The organism is Salinimicrobium sp. CAU 1759 (genome assembly GCF_054482715.1).
This window is the reverse complement of the sequence record NZ_JBTLRK010000001.1, coordinates 1,316,444-1,331,854: the sequence shown is the minus strand read 5'-3', so window position 1 is coordinate 1,331,854 and position 15,411 is coordinate 1,316,444. Positions and strand designations below refer to the sequence as shown.

Sequence of the window (15,411 nt, the reverse complement as noted above, 5' to 3'; positions counted from 1 at the left end):
GACACCTCTAGTTTTTCTGACTTAGCAGGTGAGAAAACAAAAGGCAGTTTTTCATTGGTCTTCACAACCCACAACAACAACACAACTGTCCCGTTCAGAATAAACGGGAGACCATTGTTTAACAAACCTGCATGAGCAGGAGTAGAATTAAAAATTTATGATTCCAAAAACATTTAGAGAGGTTATCGACCTTGGAGACGGCAGGACCATTTCCATCGAGACCGGAAAACTGGCAAAACAGGCCCATGGTTCTGTTGTTGTTCAAATGGGAGATGCAATGTTGCTTTGTACAGTAGTTTCGAACTACAATAAAAGTACAGCCGACTTTTTTCCATTGACTGTAGATTACAGAGAGAAATTTGCAGCCGCAGGAAGGTATCCCGGCGGATTTTTCAAAAGAGAAGCCCGTCCAAGCGATGGCGAAGTTCTTGTGATGAGAATTGTTGACCGCGTACTGCGCCCACTTTTCCCTTCAGATTATCGTTATGAAACTCAGGTGATGATCCAGTTGATGTCTCATGACGAAGAAGTAATGCCCGATGCACTTGCAGGTTTGGCAGCTTCAGCAGCTATTCAACTTTCGGATATTCCTTTCGAAACTCCAATTTCCGAAGCCCGTGTAGGTAGGATCAATGGAGAATTCGTGATCAACCCTAGCCGCAGCCAGCTGGCAGAATCTGATATCGACATGATCATTGGAGCTTCTGCAGATTCTGTGATGATGGTGGAAGGTGAGATGAAGGAAATTAGCGAAGAAGAAATGGCCGATGCTATTAAATTCGCTCACGAAGCTATCAAAAAACAGATCGAAGCGCAGAATAGTCTTGCCGATGCTTTCGGAAGAAAAGAAACCAGAGAATATGCTGTTGCAGATTCTGATGAAGATCTATACAACAAGATCCGCGAAGCTGCTTATCAAAAGATCTATGACATTGCAAAGGGAGCTCATAGCAAACATGAGCGCAGCGATGCATTTTCCGCAGTAAAAGATGAAGTTCTTGAAATGTTCTCTGAAGAGGAGCTTGAAGAGAAGAAAGATCTTATCAAGAACTACTTCAATAAAGTTGAGAAAGAGGCTGTAAGAGAATTGACTCTTGCTGAAGGTTTACGCCTTGACGGAAGAAAGACAGATGAAATTCGCCCTATCTGGTGTGAGATCGATTATCTTCCATCTGTTCACGGCTCTGCTATTTTTACAAGAGGAGAAACTCAGGCACTTGCCACTGTGACCCTTGGTACTTCAAGAGAAGCAAATATGATAGATATGCCTACTCACCAGGGTGAGGAGACCTTCTATCTTCACTATAACTTCCCTCCTTTTAGTACAGGAGAGGCCTATCCTATCCGCGGAACTTCACGTAGGGAAATAGGGCATGGTAACCTGGCTCAAAGAGCTTTAAAAGGAATGATTCCTGAAGATTGCCCATACACTGTACGTGTAGTTTCAGAAGTACTTGAATCAAATGGATCATCATCTATGGCAACGGTTTGCGCCGGAACCATGGCAATGATGGACGCGGGTATTCAACTAAAGAAACCAGTTTCAGGAATTGCCATGGGACTTATTTCTGATGGAGATCGTTTCGCAGTACTTTCAGACATTCTGGGAGATGAAGATCACCTTGGAGATATGGACTTTAAAGTAACCGGAACTGCAGATGGTATTACAGCTTGTCAAATGGATATCAAAGTTAAAGGACTTGCATATGAGATTCTTGTAAAAGCCTTAAAACAAGCCAGAGCAGGAAGATTACACATCCTTGATAAATTAACTGAGACCATTGCAGAACCAAATGTAAATGTGAAAGCTCACGCTCCAAAAATGGAGAAAGTGGAGATCCCGGGAGAATTCATTGGAGCAGTGATTGGACCTGGTGGAAAAGTAATCCAGGAAATGCAGAAGGAAACCGGCACTACCATTGTGATCGAAGAAGTTGAAGACATGGGAGTGATCGAAATTCTAGGTGTAAACCAGGAGATGATCGACGAAGTTAAAAAACGTATCAAGGCAATCACTTTTAAACCTGAAGTTGGAAAGGTTTACGAAGTAAAAGTTGTTAAGATGTTGGATTTTGGTGCCGTAGTTGAATACAAGGAAGCCAAAGGAAATGAAGTCTTACTTCACGTATCTGAACTGGCATGGGAACGTACAGAAAATGTTTCTGACGTTGTGAACATGGGTGATGAGTTTGAGGTAAAATACCTCGGAATCGACCCTAAGACCAGAAAACCAAAAGTTTCAAGAAAGGCTATTTTGCCAAAACCTGAAGGTTTCCAGGCTAGACCTCCAAGAGACAGGGATAACAACCGTGATGGTGGCAGACGCGACAATCGAGGGCGTGATGACCGCTCCAGAGGAAATCGCGACAGAAATGACAGGAACTAAAACCTGAATTTTTAATAGTAAATCGCCCTGCCATCAAAGCAGGGCGATTTTTTTTTGCTCATCTTCAACGGCTTAAGTTTTTGGTAAAATAATTCCTGCCTCTTGCTTTGTTTTTATTTAGATTGATTCTACATTTGCCCCTAATTTATAATAAATCCAAATAAAAATACGATGAGATTTCTACCCCTTCTCAGCTTTATGTTCTTAAGTTTACTCACAACTGCACAAACTGCTTCACTCTCCGGCAAGGTCACCGGACCTCAAAGCGAAGAAGTGCCTTATGCAGCTCTAAGTTTTCAAAATTCAACAATAACCACGACAGCAGGCGCAGATGGCACCTACAGTTTTCCAGCATTGACTGCAGGAAGTTATTCTCTTGTGATTACCGCCCCCGGATATGTCCCAACTACACGAAAATTGAACCTGGCGGCAGGAGAAAATAAAATTTTGAACATTGTCCTGGAACAAGAACTTAAGGACCTTGAAGAAATAATAATCACCACCAACAGACGAACAGAAACTCTGGATGAAGTTCCTTCTTCTGTTTCAGTTCTCAATTCCCGTGAAATTGAAAGACTAAATCTTACCAGCAATTCTATTGCCGATGTCATGAACGAGGTCCCCGGACTGGCTTTGAGCACCAGCCAAACCAGCAGCACGGGTCAAACCCTTAGAGGAAGGAAAATGCTTATCCTTATCGACGGAATTCCACAGTCTACGCCTCTGCGTAACGGAAGCAGAGATGTGAATACCATCGATCCAAATGTTATTGAAAGAATTGAGATCATTAAAGGTGCAACTGCAATCTACGGTAACGGGGCAGATGGCGGGATCATCAACTATATAACGAAAACTCCAAAGGCTTTCAAGGAACTTGAAAGCACTACAGAACTTAGCAGCGGAATTTCCCTTGTTAACACCGAACACACCCTTAGTTCGAAATTATCTCAAACTTTTTCAGGACAGGTTAATAAGCTAGGATACGTAGCGAATGCAAGTTTCGGCCAAACCGGGATCTTTAGAGATGCTAATGGCGAAGTCGTATCACCTTCCTATGGTTTGGGAGAAACGAATCAGTACAATTTCTTTGGTAAACTCAACTACGAAATTGATTATAATAATTCTGTTGAGTTCATGTACAACTACTTCAGCAGCAATCAGGACACAGAGTACATCAACCAGGCGGGGGTGTATGGAGAGCGTCCTGCTATTGGCGTCATCGGTGAAGTATTGGGGGTTGACCAGGGAAACCGTTACAACCACAACGGGCAGCTCACATACAACTCATTTGACCTCATTGGTGACACAGATTTTAATGCCAATCTTTATTTTCAGGATTTCAAGACCGTTTACGGCTACTCCCCTTTCTTCTTCAACAGCGAAACAGGATATGAAGGGGGGCAGTCAATGATCGAATCAGACAAAAAAGGAATACGTGCTAACTTTAGAACTCCATATGCATTGGGAGCAGAATTTTCCGGAGACCTTCTTTACGGAATTGATATACTTAATGACGTAACATCTCAACATCTCGTGGATGGAAGACTCTGGGTTCCTGAAGTTGATATGAAGAATTTCGCCCCATACGCCCAATTGAAGACCTTGTATCATGACTTTGTTCTAAAAGCCGGAATTCGTTTTGAGAACATTAATATCGACATTCCTGACTATACCACAATCTTCATTATGCCCAATGGTGGAACTCCGCAGGGAAATGTCTCTGTTGAAGGGGGAGAGCTCAAATATGACGCCACAACATTTAATGCCGGGTTGAGGTATAACGGTTGGAAATACATTCAGCCATTCGTAAGCTTCTCCCAAAGTTTCTCTATCGCCGATCTTGGCCGCACCCTGAGAAGTGCAACAGAAAATACTGTGGGCCAGATCTCTTCGGAAGCTGTGATCGCCAACAATTATGAAATTGGTTTTAGTAGCACCTTCGGAAAAACTTCTCTGAGCGGAGCATATTTCATAAGCACATCTGAACTCGGAGCTACCTATCGTGAAGTAGACGGAATTTTTCAAATTGCCCGCCAACCTGAAAAGGTCTATGGTTACGAACTGGCACTTGATACAAGACTGTCTCAAAATCTCACTTTTGGCACCTCAGTCTCATACATTGAAGGAAAGCTGGATTCAGAAGATAATGGAGACTATGATCTTTGGATGAATGGGGATAGAATACCACCCCTTAAAATAGCCTCTTACCTCAATTATAACGTCTTCAGTAAAGTGAATTTGCGCCTGGCACACATTTACAGCGGAGACAGGGACAGATTCGATCCAAGACCAAATGGAACATATGTTTATGGTCAGGGGCCTGTTGACTCTATAAATCTAGTTAACCTTACTACTACCTATAACATGACTGCTAATACACTTTTAAGTCTGGGAGTGCAAAACCTTCTTAACGAAGATTACTATCTTCCAATTTCTCAGTGGGATGCAAGACCAAACAATTATATTAAAGGTAATGGAACACGGCTTAACCTGTCGCTCAAGGTAAACCTGTAACAAAACAACGGCAGCTATGGGTTTACCTATAGCTGCCTTTTTTTATGAAAAACAGAAAGATCCTTAAATATCACTCTTTTGCAGGCCTCATAGCAGGTCTTTTTCTGATTTTAATGGGAATATCGGGAGCCATCCTGGTATTTCAACATGATATCGAAAATTACCAGTGGCAAGAATATACTGAAGTTGAAGATTTTAACGGTTTGAATATCGACCGGGGAATTTCTACTATTCAGGAAAAATATCCTAATTGGGATACCCGGCTGATGCATTTTAAGAAAAATGAGGCCCTGATCTTCAACCTTAGGAAACCCACAGAAAGATTATTTGTATTTGTACATCCTTCCAGCGGAGAGATCATAAAGGAGGTAAATGAACTTACCACCTTCACAAGATGGCTTTTAAAGTTCCACTATTCCTTCCATGCAGGTGCTGCGGGAAGGATCCTTGTTTTTATTATTGGAGTAATTTTTCTCTTTTCACTCATAACCGGGATTTTCCTCTACAGGAAAAGCATCTTCAAAACCCTCACTTTTAGAACCCATGTGTTGCACAAATCCAGACGGACCTTCTATTCTTCCTTGCACCGTATAATTGGCACCTGGGCCTTGCTTTTCAACCTGGTACTGGTGGTGACAGGTGTTTTTCTTGCCTGGACAGTGGCTGCCGCAGGACTTAATCCCCCGGCTGCTCCTCAAACCCCAATAGTTACAGCCCCTGTTAAGGATCTATTGGAAGAAGTACAGCTTAAACATCCCGATTTTTCTCCGACCTATATAAGGCTACCTCTCAATTCTGAAGGGAATTTGATCATCTACGGCCTTTTTGACGATGACCCTTTTTATTATTCCGAGTTCTATAACAAAATAAGTGCGAATTATCTTTCCGGAGAAATTACCGGCATCACCAGGATCCAGGAAGCCGATCTTCAAACAAAACTTTCCAGCACCCTAATCCCCCTGCACTTCGGGCAATATGGTGGGATTTGGACAAAACTGCTCTACTGCATTACAGGGCTCACAGGCCCCTTTTTATCCATAACCGGCTTCTTGATCTGGAAGCGAGGAAAATCCGCTAAAAAGCGTCGCAGGAAAAAAATTTTTCATTATCTTTAATTCTTGTAACATTTCCAACCCTTCTTACGTATAACTATTACAAGAGTTATTCTAATTAAAATCCAAGGAGACGATAGATGAGACAACTTAAGATTACGAAGCAGGTAACGAACCGTGAAACTGCTTCGCTGGATAAGTATTTGCAAGAAATTGGTAAAGTTGACCTGATCACCGCAGATGAAGAGGTGGAATTGGCGCAACGAATTAAAGCGGGTGATGACCGCGCTCTGGAAAAACTAACAAAGGCGAACCTTCGTTTTGTGGTATCTGTGGCAAAACAATATCAAAATCAGGGCTTGACCCTTCCCGACCTTATTAATGAAGGAAATTTAGGATTAATTAAAGCAGCCAAACGATTTGATGAGACACGTGGTTTCAAATTCATATCCTATGCCGTTTGGTGGATTCGCCAGTCTATATTGCAGGCTTTGGCTGAGCAATCCCGTATTGTTCGACTACCGTTAAACAAGATCGGTTCGATAAACAAGATCAACAAGACTTTTGCTTTTCTTGAGCAGTCACATGAGCGGCCACCAAGTGCAGAGGAAATTGCAAAGGAACTGGACATGACCATTAATGACGTAAAGGAGTCTATGAAGAATTCCGGGCGTCACGTATCCATGGATGCTCCTCTTGTAGAAGGTGAGGATTCCAATCTCTATGACGTATTGCGCTCAGGAGAATCTCCAAACCCCGATAAAGAACTTTTACACGAATCCCTTCGCACCGAGATCGAGCGTGCTCTTGAGACGCTAACTCCAAGAGAAGCCGATGTGATTCGTCTTTATTTTGGCCTGGGAGACCAACATCCAATGACTCTTGAAGAAATTGGCGAGACTTTTGATCTAACGAGAGAAAGAGTAAGACAAATTAAAGAAAAAGCTATTAGAAGGTTGAAACACACCTCCAGAAGCAAGATCTTAAAAACATATCTGGGATAATTCCCGTTAACAATGCAACAGTTGATTACTGTTCGTTTTTTGATTGATTGATGAAGAACCCCGGCTGATTACCGGGGTTCACCTTTTATAGCAAGTGATCAATCATTTATTTCTCTAATGCTCCCAAGGAAAATTTATTACTCCTGATACTATCAGGATAATAATGAGAACAAAAATAAGAACAGCTATGAAGCAACCCATTTTCCCATAGTTTCTCTTATTGGTTTTTTCTTCTACTTCCATGCGTTTTCTTTTTTTGGTTGGTTCTTTCTTTTAAATATACAAAAATCTTCCTACAGGAATTGATCATCCCTCCAAAGACCTTTCGCATAATTCTTGTTACTTTTGCAGGACAAGAAAAAACTTCATGAAAAACAGACTTATAGCCCCTTCTGTTCTGGCAGCCGACTTCGGAAACCTCCAGCGCGACCTTGAAATGATCAACAAGAGTGAAGCCGACTGGTTTCACATTGACATTATGGACGGCGTTTTCGTTCCAAATATCTCCTATGGGATGCCTGTTCTTGAAGCCATCAACAGGCATGCGAAAAAGACTATTGATGTTCACCTTATGATCGTAGATCCCGACAGGTACATCAAAGAATTTGCTGCCCTGGGAGCTAACAATCTGTCTGTACATTACGAAGCCTGTACGCACCTTCACCGCACCCTCCAGGCTATTAAAGCTGAAGGTATGAAAGCCGGAGTGGCTATTAATCCGCATACCTCAGTTGATCTTCTGGAAGATGTGATCAAAGATATTGACCTGGTATGCCTTATGAGCGTAAATCCCGGATTTGGGGGTCAAAGCTTCATTGAGAATACCTTCCAAAAAGTGAAAAAACTGAAGGAAATTATCGAGCGCAACAGCGCCTCTACTCTCATTGAGGTCGACGGCGGGGTGACCGACAAGAATTCGGCTCAACTTGTTGAGGCCGGGGCAGATGTACTGGTTGCGGGAAGTTTTGTCTTCAAAGCAGATAATCCTACTCAAACCATAAAAGAACTTAAGGATCTTGTCAACAGGTAAACCCAAAGAAATATTTGATCTAGTAATAGTCGGCGGTGGCCCTATAGGCATTGCCTGTGCCCTGGAAGCAAAAAAGAAAGGCCTCAAATATCTCATCTTGGAGAAGGGTACGCTGGTGAACTCCCTTTATAATTATCCGTCGAACATGACCTTCTTTTCAACTTCTGAAAAGCTGGAACTGGATGAGATACCTTTTATTAGCACCAATCCAAAGCCACATAAACAGGAAGCCCTGGAGTACTATAGGAGAATAGTTACTTCAAATCACTTGAAAATTAACCTTTTTGAGAAGGTAGAAAAAATAACATCTGCAGATGACCTGCATGAGATCACTACTTCCAAATTCAGCTACCGCTCCAAAAATGTCATTATCGCGACAGGCTTTTACGACATTCCAAATTACCTGAACGTTCCCGGGGAAGACCTTCCAAAGGTGGCGCATTATTACGGCGATCCGCATTTTTATGCCACTCAAAAGACTATTGTAGTCGGCGCAAGCAATTCGGCTGTTGATGCCGCGCTGGAGATCTACCGCAAGGGTGGAGACGTGACCATGGTTGTTCGTGGACCGGCCATAGGCGAACGTGTAAAATATTGGGTAAAGCCTGATATCGATAACCGCATTGACGAAGGCAGCATAAAAGCTGTTTTCAATGCTGAAATCAAGGAAATTAAGGAGAGCGAGGTAATTATTACCTCCAAGGAAGGAGACCAGGTTCTAGAGAATGACTGGGTCCTTCTACTTACCGGTTATCGCCCAAATTTTGAATTTTTAAAGAGTATGGGCATCAAACTTTCAGATGACGGAAAAAAGATCCCACAGTACGATCCTGAGACTATGGAATCCAATGTCCCCGGCATCTACCTCGCCGGAGTAATCTGCGGTGGCGTCGAGACCCATAAGTGGTTTATAGAAAACTCCAGGGTGCATGCGAAAATGATTGTGGAGGACATAGTTAAGAGTTAGGAGTTGGAACAGTTTTGAGCTTTTAGCCGCTGGCTTTTGGCCATTAGCTGTTGCGAGGTGAGAGTTGAAGAAATTGCTATTTCGGCGTTTCCGTTTTGAAAATTTTGACTACTAACCACTGCTTCTAAATTCGTACTTCTAAGTTCTAACTTCCTTTAATCGATCATCGACAACTGTATCCGCTTCCTCGCTTCATCCACTTCCATCACCGTTACCTGTACGTGCTGATTTAATTTAACCACCGAACTCACATCGCTTACGAATTCGTTCTTCAGCTTTGAGATGTGCACGAGTCCGCTTTCTTTGATGCCGATATCCACAAAACAGCCGAAGTTGGTGATGTTGTTAACAATGCCGGGCAGCTTCATTCCGGGTTCGAGGTCTTTGATGGTTTTTACCTTGGGATCGAATTCAAAGACTTTAGCCGACTTTCTCGGATCTACTCCTGGCTTTTCCAGCTCGCGCAGAATGTCCTTAATAGTAGGTAAACCTGTGGTCCCAAAAATGTAATTTTCGGGAGTAATTTTTAAGATTAGATCTTTATTGCCAATGAGCTCCTTCAGGCTCACCTTAAGATCGGCGGCCATTTTTTCTACTATGGAATAACTTTCAGGATGGACAGCGGAATTGTCCAGCGGATTTTCAGAAGCCGGAACTCTAAGGAATCCGGCGGCCTGCTCGAAGGCTTTTGCTCCCAGGCGCGGTACCTTCAGCAGCTCTTTCCGGGAGGAAAATTCTCCATTTTCACTTCTGTAGTTCACAATATTTTCAGCTAAACCAGGTCCGATCCCTGAAACATAGCTCAATAGTGCTGCACTAGCGGTATTCAGATTGACTCCTATTCCGTTCACACAGCTCTCCACTACCCTATCCAGTTCCGCCTTCAGCTTAGACTGATCCACATCGTGCTGGTACTGTCCCACTCCTATTGACTTAGGATCGATTTTCACCAGTTCCGCCAACGGATCTGCCAATCGGCGGCCAATAGAGACCGCGCCTCGTACGGTGACATCAAAATTGGGAAATTCAGCTCTCGCAATCTTAGAAGCTGAATACACAGAAGCTCCGGCTTCGTTCACTACAAACACCTGTACATCCCTGTCAAAGCGGATATTCTTAATGAAGAATTCTGTTTCCCGAGACGCGGTTCCGTTTCCTATTGCAATAGCTTCAATATTATAAGCGTTCACCAACGATTTCACTTTTTTTGAAGCCATCGCGATCTCCTTTTGGGGCGGATGCGGAAAAATCGTCTCGTTATGCTGCAAATCTCCTTTCTCATCAAGGCAAACCAGTTTACAGCCAGATTTAAACCCGGGATCGAGCGCGAGTATCCTCTTACTGCCCAGCGGGGGTGCAAGCAATAATTGTTTCAGGTTATCGGCAAAAACTTTAATAGCAGCTTCATCGGCCTTTTCCTTTGCACGGGCAATAGCTTCATTGGAAAGCGCAGGAAAAAGCAACCTTTTAAGAGTATCCTCAATGGCCTCTTCCACAAATGGGGTGCATGAATTCCTTCCCTGTTTTACAAAATATCTCGACGTTAGCTCAAATGCCTTCTCCTTTTCAACCTCAACTTTAATTCGTACAAAATCTTCGTTTTGAGCCCGAAGCATAGCCAGGAGCCGATGAGAGGGAACATTTCGAAGTCGCTCTTCCCATTCAAAAAAGAGTTTGTACTTCTGTGCATCCTCCTCTTCGCCCCTTTTCTTATTTACAGTTGAAATAATTCTTGCCTGTAGCTTATAGAGAGTGCGAATTTTATTTCTCACCAGTTGATTCTCATTGATCCATTCTGCGGCGATATCTTTGGCTCCTGTGAGTGCTTCTTCAATACCGGCCACATCCTTGCCAACAAATCTTTTTGCAGCAGCTTTAATATCAGGAGAATTCTGTGCCATGAGCATTTTCGCCAACGGTTCCAGCCCCAATTCCCTCGCTGCGTCAGCTTTCGTTTTGCGCTTCTTTTTGAAAGGCAGATAAAGGTCCTCCAGCTGTACCAGGCTTTGTGCCGCCCGAATTTTTTCACCCAGTTCTGCCGTTAAAGCATCTTGTTCAGCGATAGCTTTAAGAACAGTCGACTTCCGCTTTTCCAGTTCCTCAAACTCAGCTTTGAACTTTGAAATTGTAGCAATCTCCACCTCATCAAGGTTTCCTGTTACTTCCTTTCGATACCGGGAGATAAAAGGAATGGTGGCATCTGCATCGAGCAGGGAAAGCGTGTTATCTACACTTTTCTGCGGAAAATGAGTGTTAGCAATGATATATTCTGAAGTTGTCATAGGTAAGCCGAAGTTGAACCCACAAAGATAACAGGCTTTCAGTTTTCACAATAAAAAAGACCCTCCGAAAAACAATTTCAGAGGGTCTTTGCAGGCAATTTGTAAATTGTGCTAAACCAGTACTACATCTTCAATCTTGTTTGCATTGCCGTAGCCTGCAAGCAGTCTTCCGTAGAACTTAAGGTCAAGATCATCATTTCTTAAAGATTGAGCCAGTTCTGAAACTGCCTTTTTAAGAGGGATCTTATGCACTGTAATTTCAGGATAAGCGGTAACTTCTTCTTCTTTTTCCACCCCTACCTCTATGCAATTAGACTTTTTGTCGTAGCACACAAAAGCAGCCTGGTAGTTGTGTTTAATAAGTTCTTCCAGAGCCTTCGGGAGCTCGTCACATTCCCGGCACTCTTTTATCTGATAAGGAAGTAGGTTCCTCACCTGATTCTGAATTTCATTTTTGCTTTGATATGAGACCATTTTCTTTCAATTTTTTTCTAAAAATATATCAGATCATGCTGTTCCAAATACATTTTAATTTAGGTTTAACTTAATTTCTTATCATTGTCTAAGCTGCTGTTAATTTTCTAAAGAAAATTCCCACTCCTACCACTTCTGCTTCTCTACATTTGTAAGTAATTTTAGGTTGAAAAACCTTTCTCACCTTCCCCGGGAAATTTTGTATTTTCAGGAAAAAAATAAGCTATGCCTGCTCTTGCCGAGAAAGATTGGAAAAATAAATTTGTTGAAGCCTTTGAAGGAGATGACAGTGGAAATCGCACCCCCCGTCAAACTCCAGGCAAACTCTACAGCAAAGCAGAACCTACTCCCGTAGCAGCTCCAAAGCTCCTTGCCTGGTCCCAGGACCTTGCTAAGGAACTGCAAATTGATTATCCCACTAATAAGGATGTTGAGACTTTGGCGGGTAATCACATTACTTCCTCAATGTTTCCTTATGCAGCCTGTTATGCGGGGCATCAGTTCGGCAACTGGGCGGGGCAGCTCGGCGATGGCCGGGCGATAACGCTGGGAGAATGGGGTGCCAAAAATGGCATTTTTGACATACAATTAAAAGGAGCCGGTCCCACGGCCTACTCGCGACATGCCGATGGCCGGGCTGTTCTACGTTCTTCTGTGCGGGAGTATTTAATGAGTGAAGCTATGCACCACCTGGGAATTCCCACTACTCGTGCCCTGGCTCTTGTAGCTACCGGAGATAAGGTTTTGAGGGATATGTTCTACAACGGAAGCCCCGAATACGAACCCGGTGCTATTGTAACCCGCGTTGCTCCTTCTTTCCTGCGGTTTGGAAACTTCGAATTACTCGCAGCACAACGTGAAACCGAGAAACTTGAGCAGCTGGTGAACTGGACCATTGACCGTTATTATCCGCATCTTGGCGGCGAGAATAAAGTCCTGGACTGGTTTCAGGAAGTAGTGTCAAAAACAGCATTTTTGATGAGTGAATGGCAGCGGGTGGGATTCGTGCATGGCGTTATGAATACAGACAATATGTCCATTCTCGGACTTACCATTGATTATGGACCTTTTTCGTTCCTGGACAACTACGATTACAATTTTACTCCCAACACTACAGATCTTCCCGGTAAACGTTATGCTTTTGGCAATCAGCCATCCATAGGCTACTGGAACCTTGGTCGTTTGGCAAATTCACTTTCACTCCTTTTCGAGGACACTGAAGGTCTTGAAGAAGCCCTGAATTCTTATGAAAAGTATTTTTGGAATTATTACTACGACATGATGGGAAGCAAACTGGGTCTGGATAAAGTGGAGAAAGAAGAAAAAGAGCTTATTTCCAAGTTTGAGAAAGTACTTTCCGAAATTCAGCCCGATATGACTCTTTTCTACAGGTTGCTTGCAGATATTGCTGCAGAGGCTTCTTCTGAAGATATTCTGAAGCATTTTGATCCATCCTTTTACCAGCCCTTAAAGTCAGATGAACAGGAGCTACTTACTAACCTCATCACTGACTACTCAAAAAGGCGGAAAAACAACTACATTTCTTACGAAGCCTCCCGGGATCTAATGAACAGGAACAATCCAAGAATTGTTCTGAGAAATTATCTTCTGCACCAGGCAATTGAGCAACTGGAAAAAGGTGAGGATGAGCTGTTTCTTAAACTACAGCAAGCGATGAAAGAACCATATGCTACTAGAGGCCATAATGAATTGGTGCAGAAAAGACCAGGGTGGGCCGAGACAAAAGCCGGCTGCTCCATGCTCTCCTGTAGTTCCTGAGCTAAAAGTTTTAACAATTGAAAAACGGCAGACACTACGACACCTTTACTTTTGTGCTCAAATTCAGACATTTAACAGGTACAGCTTTGGGAAGAAACATAAAATTTTCTAAATTAGTGGGAAATCTATGTTAAGTCGCTTAATAAGATCTAGAATTTAATCTTTAAAATGCTGCATCATGAGTACCCAGAAAAGAAATTCCGGAGAAAAGGAAAAGGTAACTGATTTTGAAGTTTGGTCTGATCATCTCCTGGTGGCGGCTTTGTTTATCTTCCTGGTTTTACTAGGGTTTATCATGTAGTCAAGTTCTTAAACCTTTTAAACTCTACTCAATTAGACCTAAGAACTGCGGACTCTTCACGGTATTTACTCGATTTCTATCTTCTCCCTTCCACTAAAAAAAACCGGAATAGAAGAACTTCCTTCCAACCCCCGGCATCCTTTTTATAAACCCTAACAAACTCCTTTAGGAGTTAAAACTTTTTGTGTAAATTGCGCCACTTTTAAAGGCCGCGTAGTTCAACTGGATAGAATATCAGATTTCGGCTCTGAGGGTTGGGGGTTCGAATCCTCCCGCGGTCACTTAAAGCAGAAGATCCACACGACAGTGTGGATTTTTCTATTTTACGGAAAAGCTGAGCTCGCTCAAAGCTTTGGCGGAAAACAGAAAAATTACACCGACTGAAAGGAGGTGTGGATCTTCTATTTTCAGGCGGGAATCCTTCTAAAAACTTCAAGCACCAAATTCCTATTCTTCTCCTTCTGTCCCTGGATCATGATCTGACTTCTATAGCTAAGCTTCCATAGCCTTTCAGAAAATTCTAAAAATTTATAACAGCCGAGCTTGCTCAAGGCTTTGGAGGAAAACAGAAAAATTACACCGACTGAAAGGAGGTGTGGATTACTTATTTTCAGGCGGGGACCCAATATTCAATTGGGTGATACGAATACCTAAATTCTTAGTAAATTCGTTCACTATCGATTCTCTTTAATTAACCTCTTTTACATGGACCTATGTTTAACTCCTAACATAATGTTTCGTAAATATTCAATACCTTGTTGCGCATTGGACTTAATTTTCTATAAATATGAATACTAACAGGATATCTGCACTTCAAAGGAATAATGTGAGGGTGTTAGGAAGAGGTGAACGACCTATTCTATTTTCGCATGGTTATGGTTGTGATCAAACCATGTGGAGACATGTATATCCTGCTTTTGTAGAAGACTATAAGGTTATTCTTTTCGACCATACGGGCGCAGGAAAATCTGATGAATCTCAATATAGTTATGATAAGTATAATGATCTACAGGGATATGCTGAAGATATCCTGGACATTTGCGCTGAACTAGAGTTACAAGATGTTATCCTGGTAGCTCATTCGGTGAGTTCCATGATAGCGGCACTGGCTACAATTAAAAATCCGGGGCTTTTTGCGGGGCTTATAATGATTGGACCATCTCCCCGATATATCGATGATAAAGATTATAGAGGTGGTTTTAAGGAGAGAGATATCGAGGAATTAATGGAAGCTTTGGAAAGTAATTATTTAGGCTGGGCAGTTAATATAGCCCCCCAAATAATGGGAAATGAGGACAATCCAGAGTTGGGAGAGGAATTAACCAATAGTTTTTGCAGATCAAACCCTGAAATTGCTAAACATTTTGCGCGGGTAACTTTTTTATCTGACAATCGCGAAGATCTAGCTTCTGTTAAGGTCCCTACCTTAATAATGCAATGCTCTGAAGATATTATTGCGCCTCGAGAGGTAGGGGAATTTGTACACCGCCAAATACCGGGAAGTACTTTGCGAATTTTAAAGGCGACGGGGCATTGCCCAAACTTGAGTGCCCCGGAAGAAACGATCGAGGTGATCAAAGCTTATTTAGACGAAATATTGTAAACCTTTAGAAGAACAAAAA

The 15,411-nt window shown here is 42.5% G+C and carries 11 protein-coding genes and 1 tRNA gene; 10 read left to right on the top strand and 2 right to left on the bottom strand.

Translation table 11 applies throughout. From position 1 onward, the window contains the following. Window positions 1-157: 157 nt before the first annotated feature. The 6 genes from ACXYMT_RS05935 (at window position 158) to ACXYMT_RS05910 (ending at window position 8,953) form a co-directional block, all read left to right on the top strand. Complete coding sequence (locus ACXYMT_RS05935) at window positions 158-2,386, top strand: polyribonucleotide nucleotidyltransferase (protein WP_459058165.1); 2,229 nt, start codon at window positions 158-160, stop codon at window positions 2,384-2,386. A gap of 171 nt (window positions 2,387-2,557) precedes the next feature. Next, window positions 2,558-4,900 (top strand): TonB-dependent receptor, encoded by a 2,343-nt coding sequence (locus tag ACXYMT_RS05930; protein ID WP_459058164.1) that lies wholly within the window; start codon window positions 2,558-2,560, stop codon window positions 4,898-4,900. Window positions 4,901-4,944: 44 nt separating this feature from the next. Then, a complete protein-coding gene (locus ACXYMT_RS05925) occupies window positions 4,945-6,015 on the top strand; it encodes a PepSY-associated TM helix domain-containing protein (RefSeq protein ID WP_459058163.1) in 1,071 nt (356 codons plus the stop codon). Between the two features lie 77 nt (window positions 6,016-6,092). Beyond that, window positions 6,093-6,956, top strand: coding sequence for a sigma-70 family RNA polymerase sigma factor (locus ACXYMT_RS05920; RefSeq protein WP_011708302.1), 864 nt, complete (start codon window positions 6,093-6,095; stop codon window positions 6,954-6,956). A gap of 367 nt (window positions 6,957-7,323) precedes the next feature. Continuing rightward, entirely contained in the window at window positions 7,324-7,986 is a 663-nt protein-coding gene (rpe, locus tag ACXYMT_RS05915; RefSeq protein ID WP_459058162.1) for a ribulose-phosphate 3-epimerase, read from the top strand. Continuing rightward, window positions 7,973-8,953 (top strand): YpdA family putative bacillithiol disulfide reductase, encoded by a 981-nt coding sequence (locus ACXYMT_RS05910; RefSeq protein ID WP_459058161.1) that lies wholly within the window; start codon window positions 7,973-7,975, stop codon window positions 8,951-8,953. Before rpe ends, ACXYMT_RS05910 begins: the two co-directional genes overlap by 14 nt. Window positions 8,954-9,108: 155 nt before the next feature. Here ACXYMT_RS05910 and ACXYMT_RS05905 read toward each other — a convergent pair whose 3' ends face one another. Then, the gene (locus ACXYMT_RS05905; protein ID WP_459058160.1) at window positions 9,109-11,235 is read right to left on the bottom strand and encodes a Tex family protein; all 2,127 of its coding nucleotides are present in this window, start codon (window positions 11,233-11,235) and stop codon (window positions 9,109-9,111) included. Window positions 11,236-11,346: 111 nt separating this feature from the next. After that, on the bottom strand, window positions 11,347-11,709 hold the full coding sequence (locus tag ACXYMT_RS05900; RefSeq protein WP_459058159.1) for a hypothetical protein: 363 nt from the start codon (window positions 11,707-11,709) through the stop codon (window positions 11,347-11,349). 225 nt (window positions 11,710-11,934) lie between these two features. On the opposite strand from ACXYMT_RS05900, the gene ACXYMT_RS05895 reads away from it, so the two are divergent. The 4 genes from ACXYMT_RS05895 to ACXYMT_RS05880 all read left to right on the top strand — a co-directional run bounded on the left by ACXYMT_RS05895 (window position 11,935) and on the right by ACXYMT_RS05880 (window position 15,392). Further along, entirely contained in the window at window positions 11,935-13,488 is a 1,554-nt protein-coding gene (locus ACXYMT_RS05895) for a protein adenylyltransferase SelO (protein WP_459058158.1), read from the top strand. Window positions 13,489-13,666: 178 nt separating this feature from the next. Next, a complete protein-coding gene (locus tag ACXYMT_RS05890) occupies window positions 13,667-13,789 on the top strand; it encodes a hypothetical protein (RefSeq protein ID WP_459058157.1) in 123 nt (40 codons plus the stop codon). 207 nt (window positions 13,790-13,996) lie between these two features. After that, a tRNA-Arg gene (locus ACXYMT_RS05885) sits at window positions 13,997-14,070 on the top strand. Window positions 14,071-14,576: 506 nt separating this feature from the next. Then, on the top strand, window positions 14,577-15,392 hold the full coding sequence (locus ACXYMT_RS05880) for an alpha/beta fold hydrolase (protein ID WP_459058156.1): 816 nt from the start codon (window positions 14,577-14,579) through the stop codon (window positions 15,390-15,392). Window positions 15,393-15,411: the final 19 nt, after the last annotated feature.

Excerpts from the sequence above, each read along its gene's own strand:
- ACXYMT_RS05925 (WP_459058163.1), top strand. The coding sequence starts at position 4,945 with ATGAAAAACAGAAAGATCCTTAAATATCACTCTTTTGCAGGCCTCATA.
- ACXYMT_RS05900 (WP_459058159.1), bottom strand. The coding sequence starts at position 11,709 with ATGGTCTCATATCAAAGCAAAAATGAAATTCAGAATCAGGTGAGGAAC.
- ACXYMT_RS05905 (WP_459058160.1), bottom strand. The coding sequence starts at position 11,235 with ATGACAACTTCAGAATATATCATTGCTAACACTCATTTTCCGCAGAAA.
- ACXYMT_RS05890 (WP_459058157.1), top strand. The coding sequence starts at position 13,667 with ATGAGTACCCAGAAAAGAAATTCCGGAGAAAAGGAAAAGGTAACTGAT.
- ACXYMT_RS05935 (WP_459058165.1), top strand. The coding sequence starts at position 158 with ATGATTCCAAAAACATTTAGAGAGGTTATCGACCTTGGAGACGGCAGG.
- ACXYMT_RS05880 (WP_459058156.1), top strand. The coding sequence starts at position 14,577 with ATGAATACTAACAGGATATCTGCACTTCAAAGGAATAATGTGAGGGTG.
- ACXYMT_RS05920 (WP_011708302.1), top strand. The coding sequence starts at position 6,093 with ATGAGACAACTTAAGATTACGAAGCAGGTAACGAACCGTGAAACTGCT.
- ACXYMT_RS05930 (WP_459058164.1), top strand. The coding sequence starts at position 2,558 with ATGAGATTTCTACCCCTTCTCAGCTTTATGTTCTTAAGTTTACTCACA.
- ACXYMT_RS05895 (WP_459058158.1), top strand. The coding sequence starts at position 11,935 with ATGCCTGCTCTTGCCGAGAAAGATTGGAAAAATAAATTTGTTGAAGCC.
- rpe (WP_459058162.1), top strand. The coding sequence starts at position 7,324 with ATGAAAAACAGACTTATAGCCCCTTCTGTTCTGGCAGCCGACTTCGGA.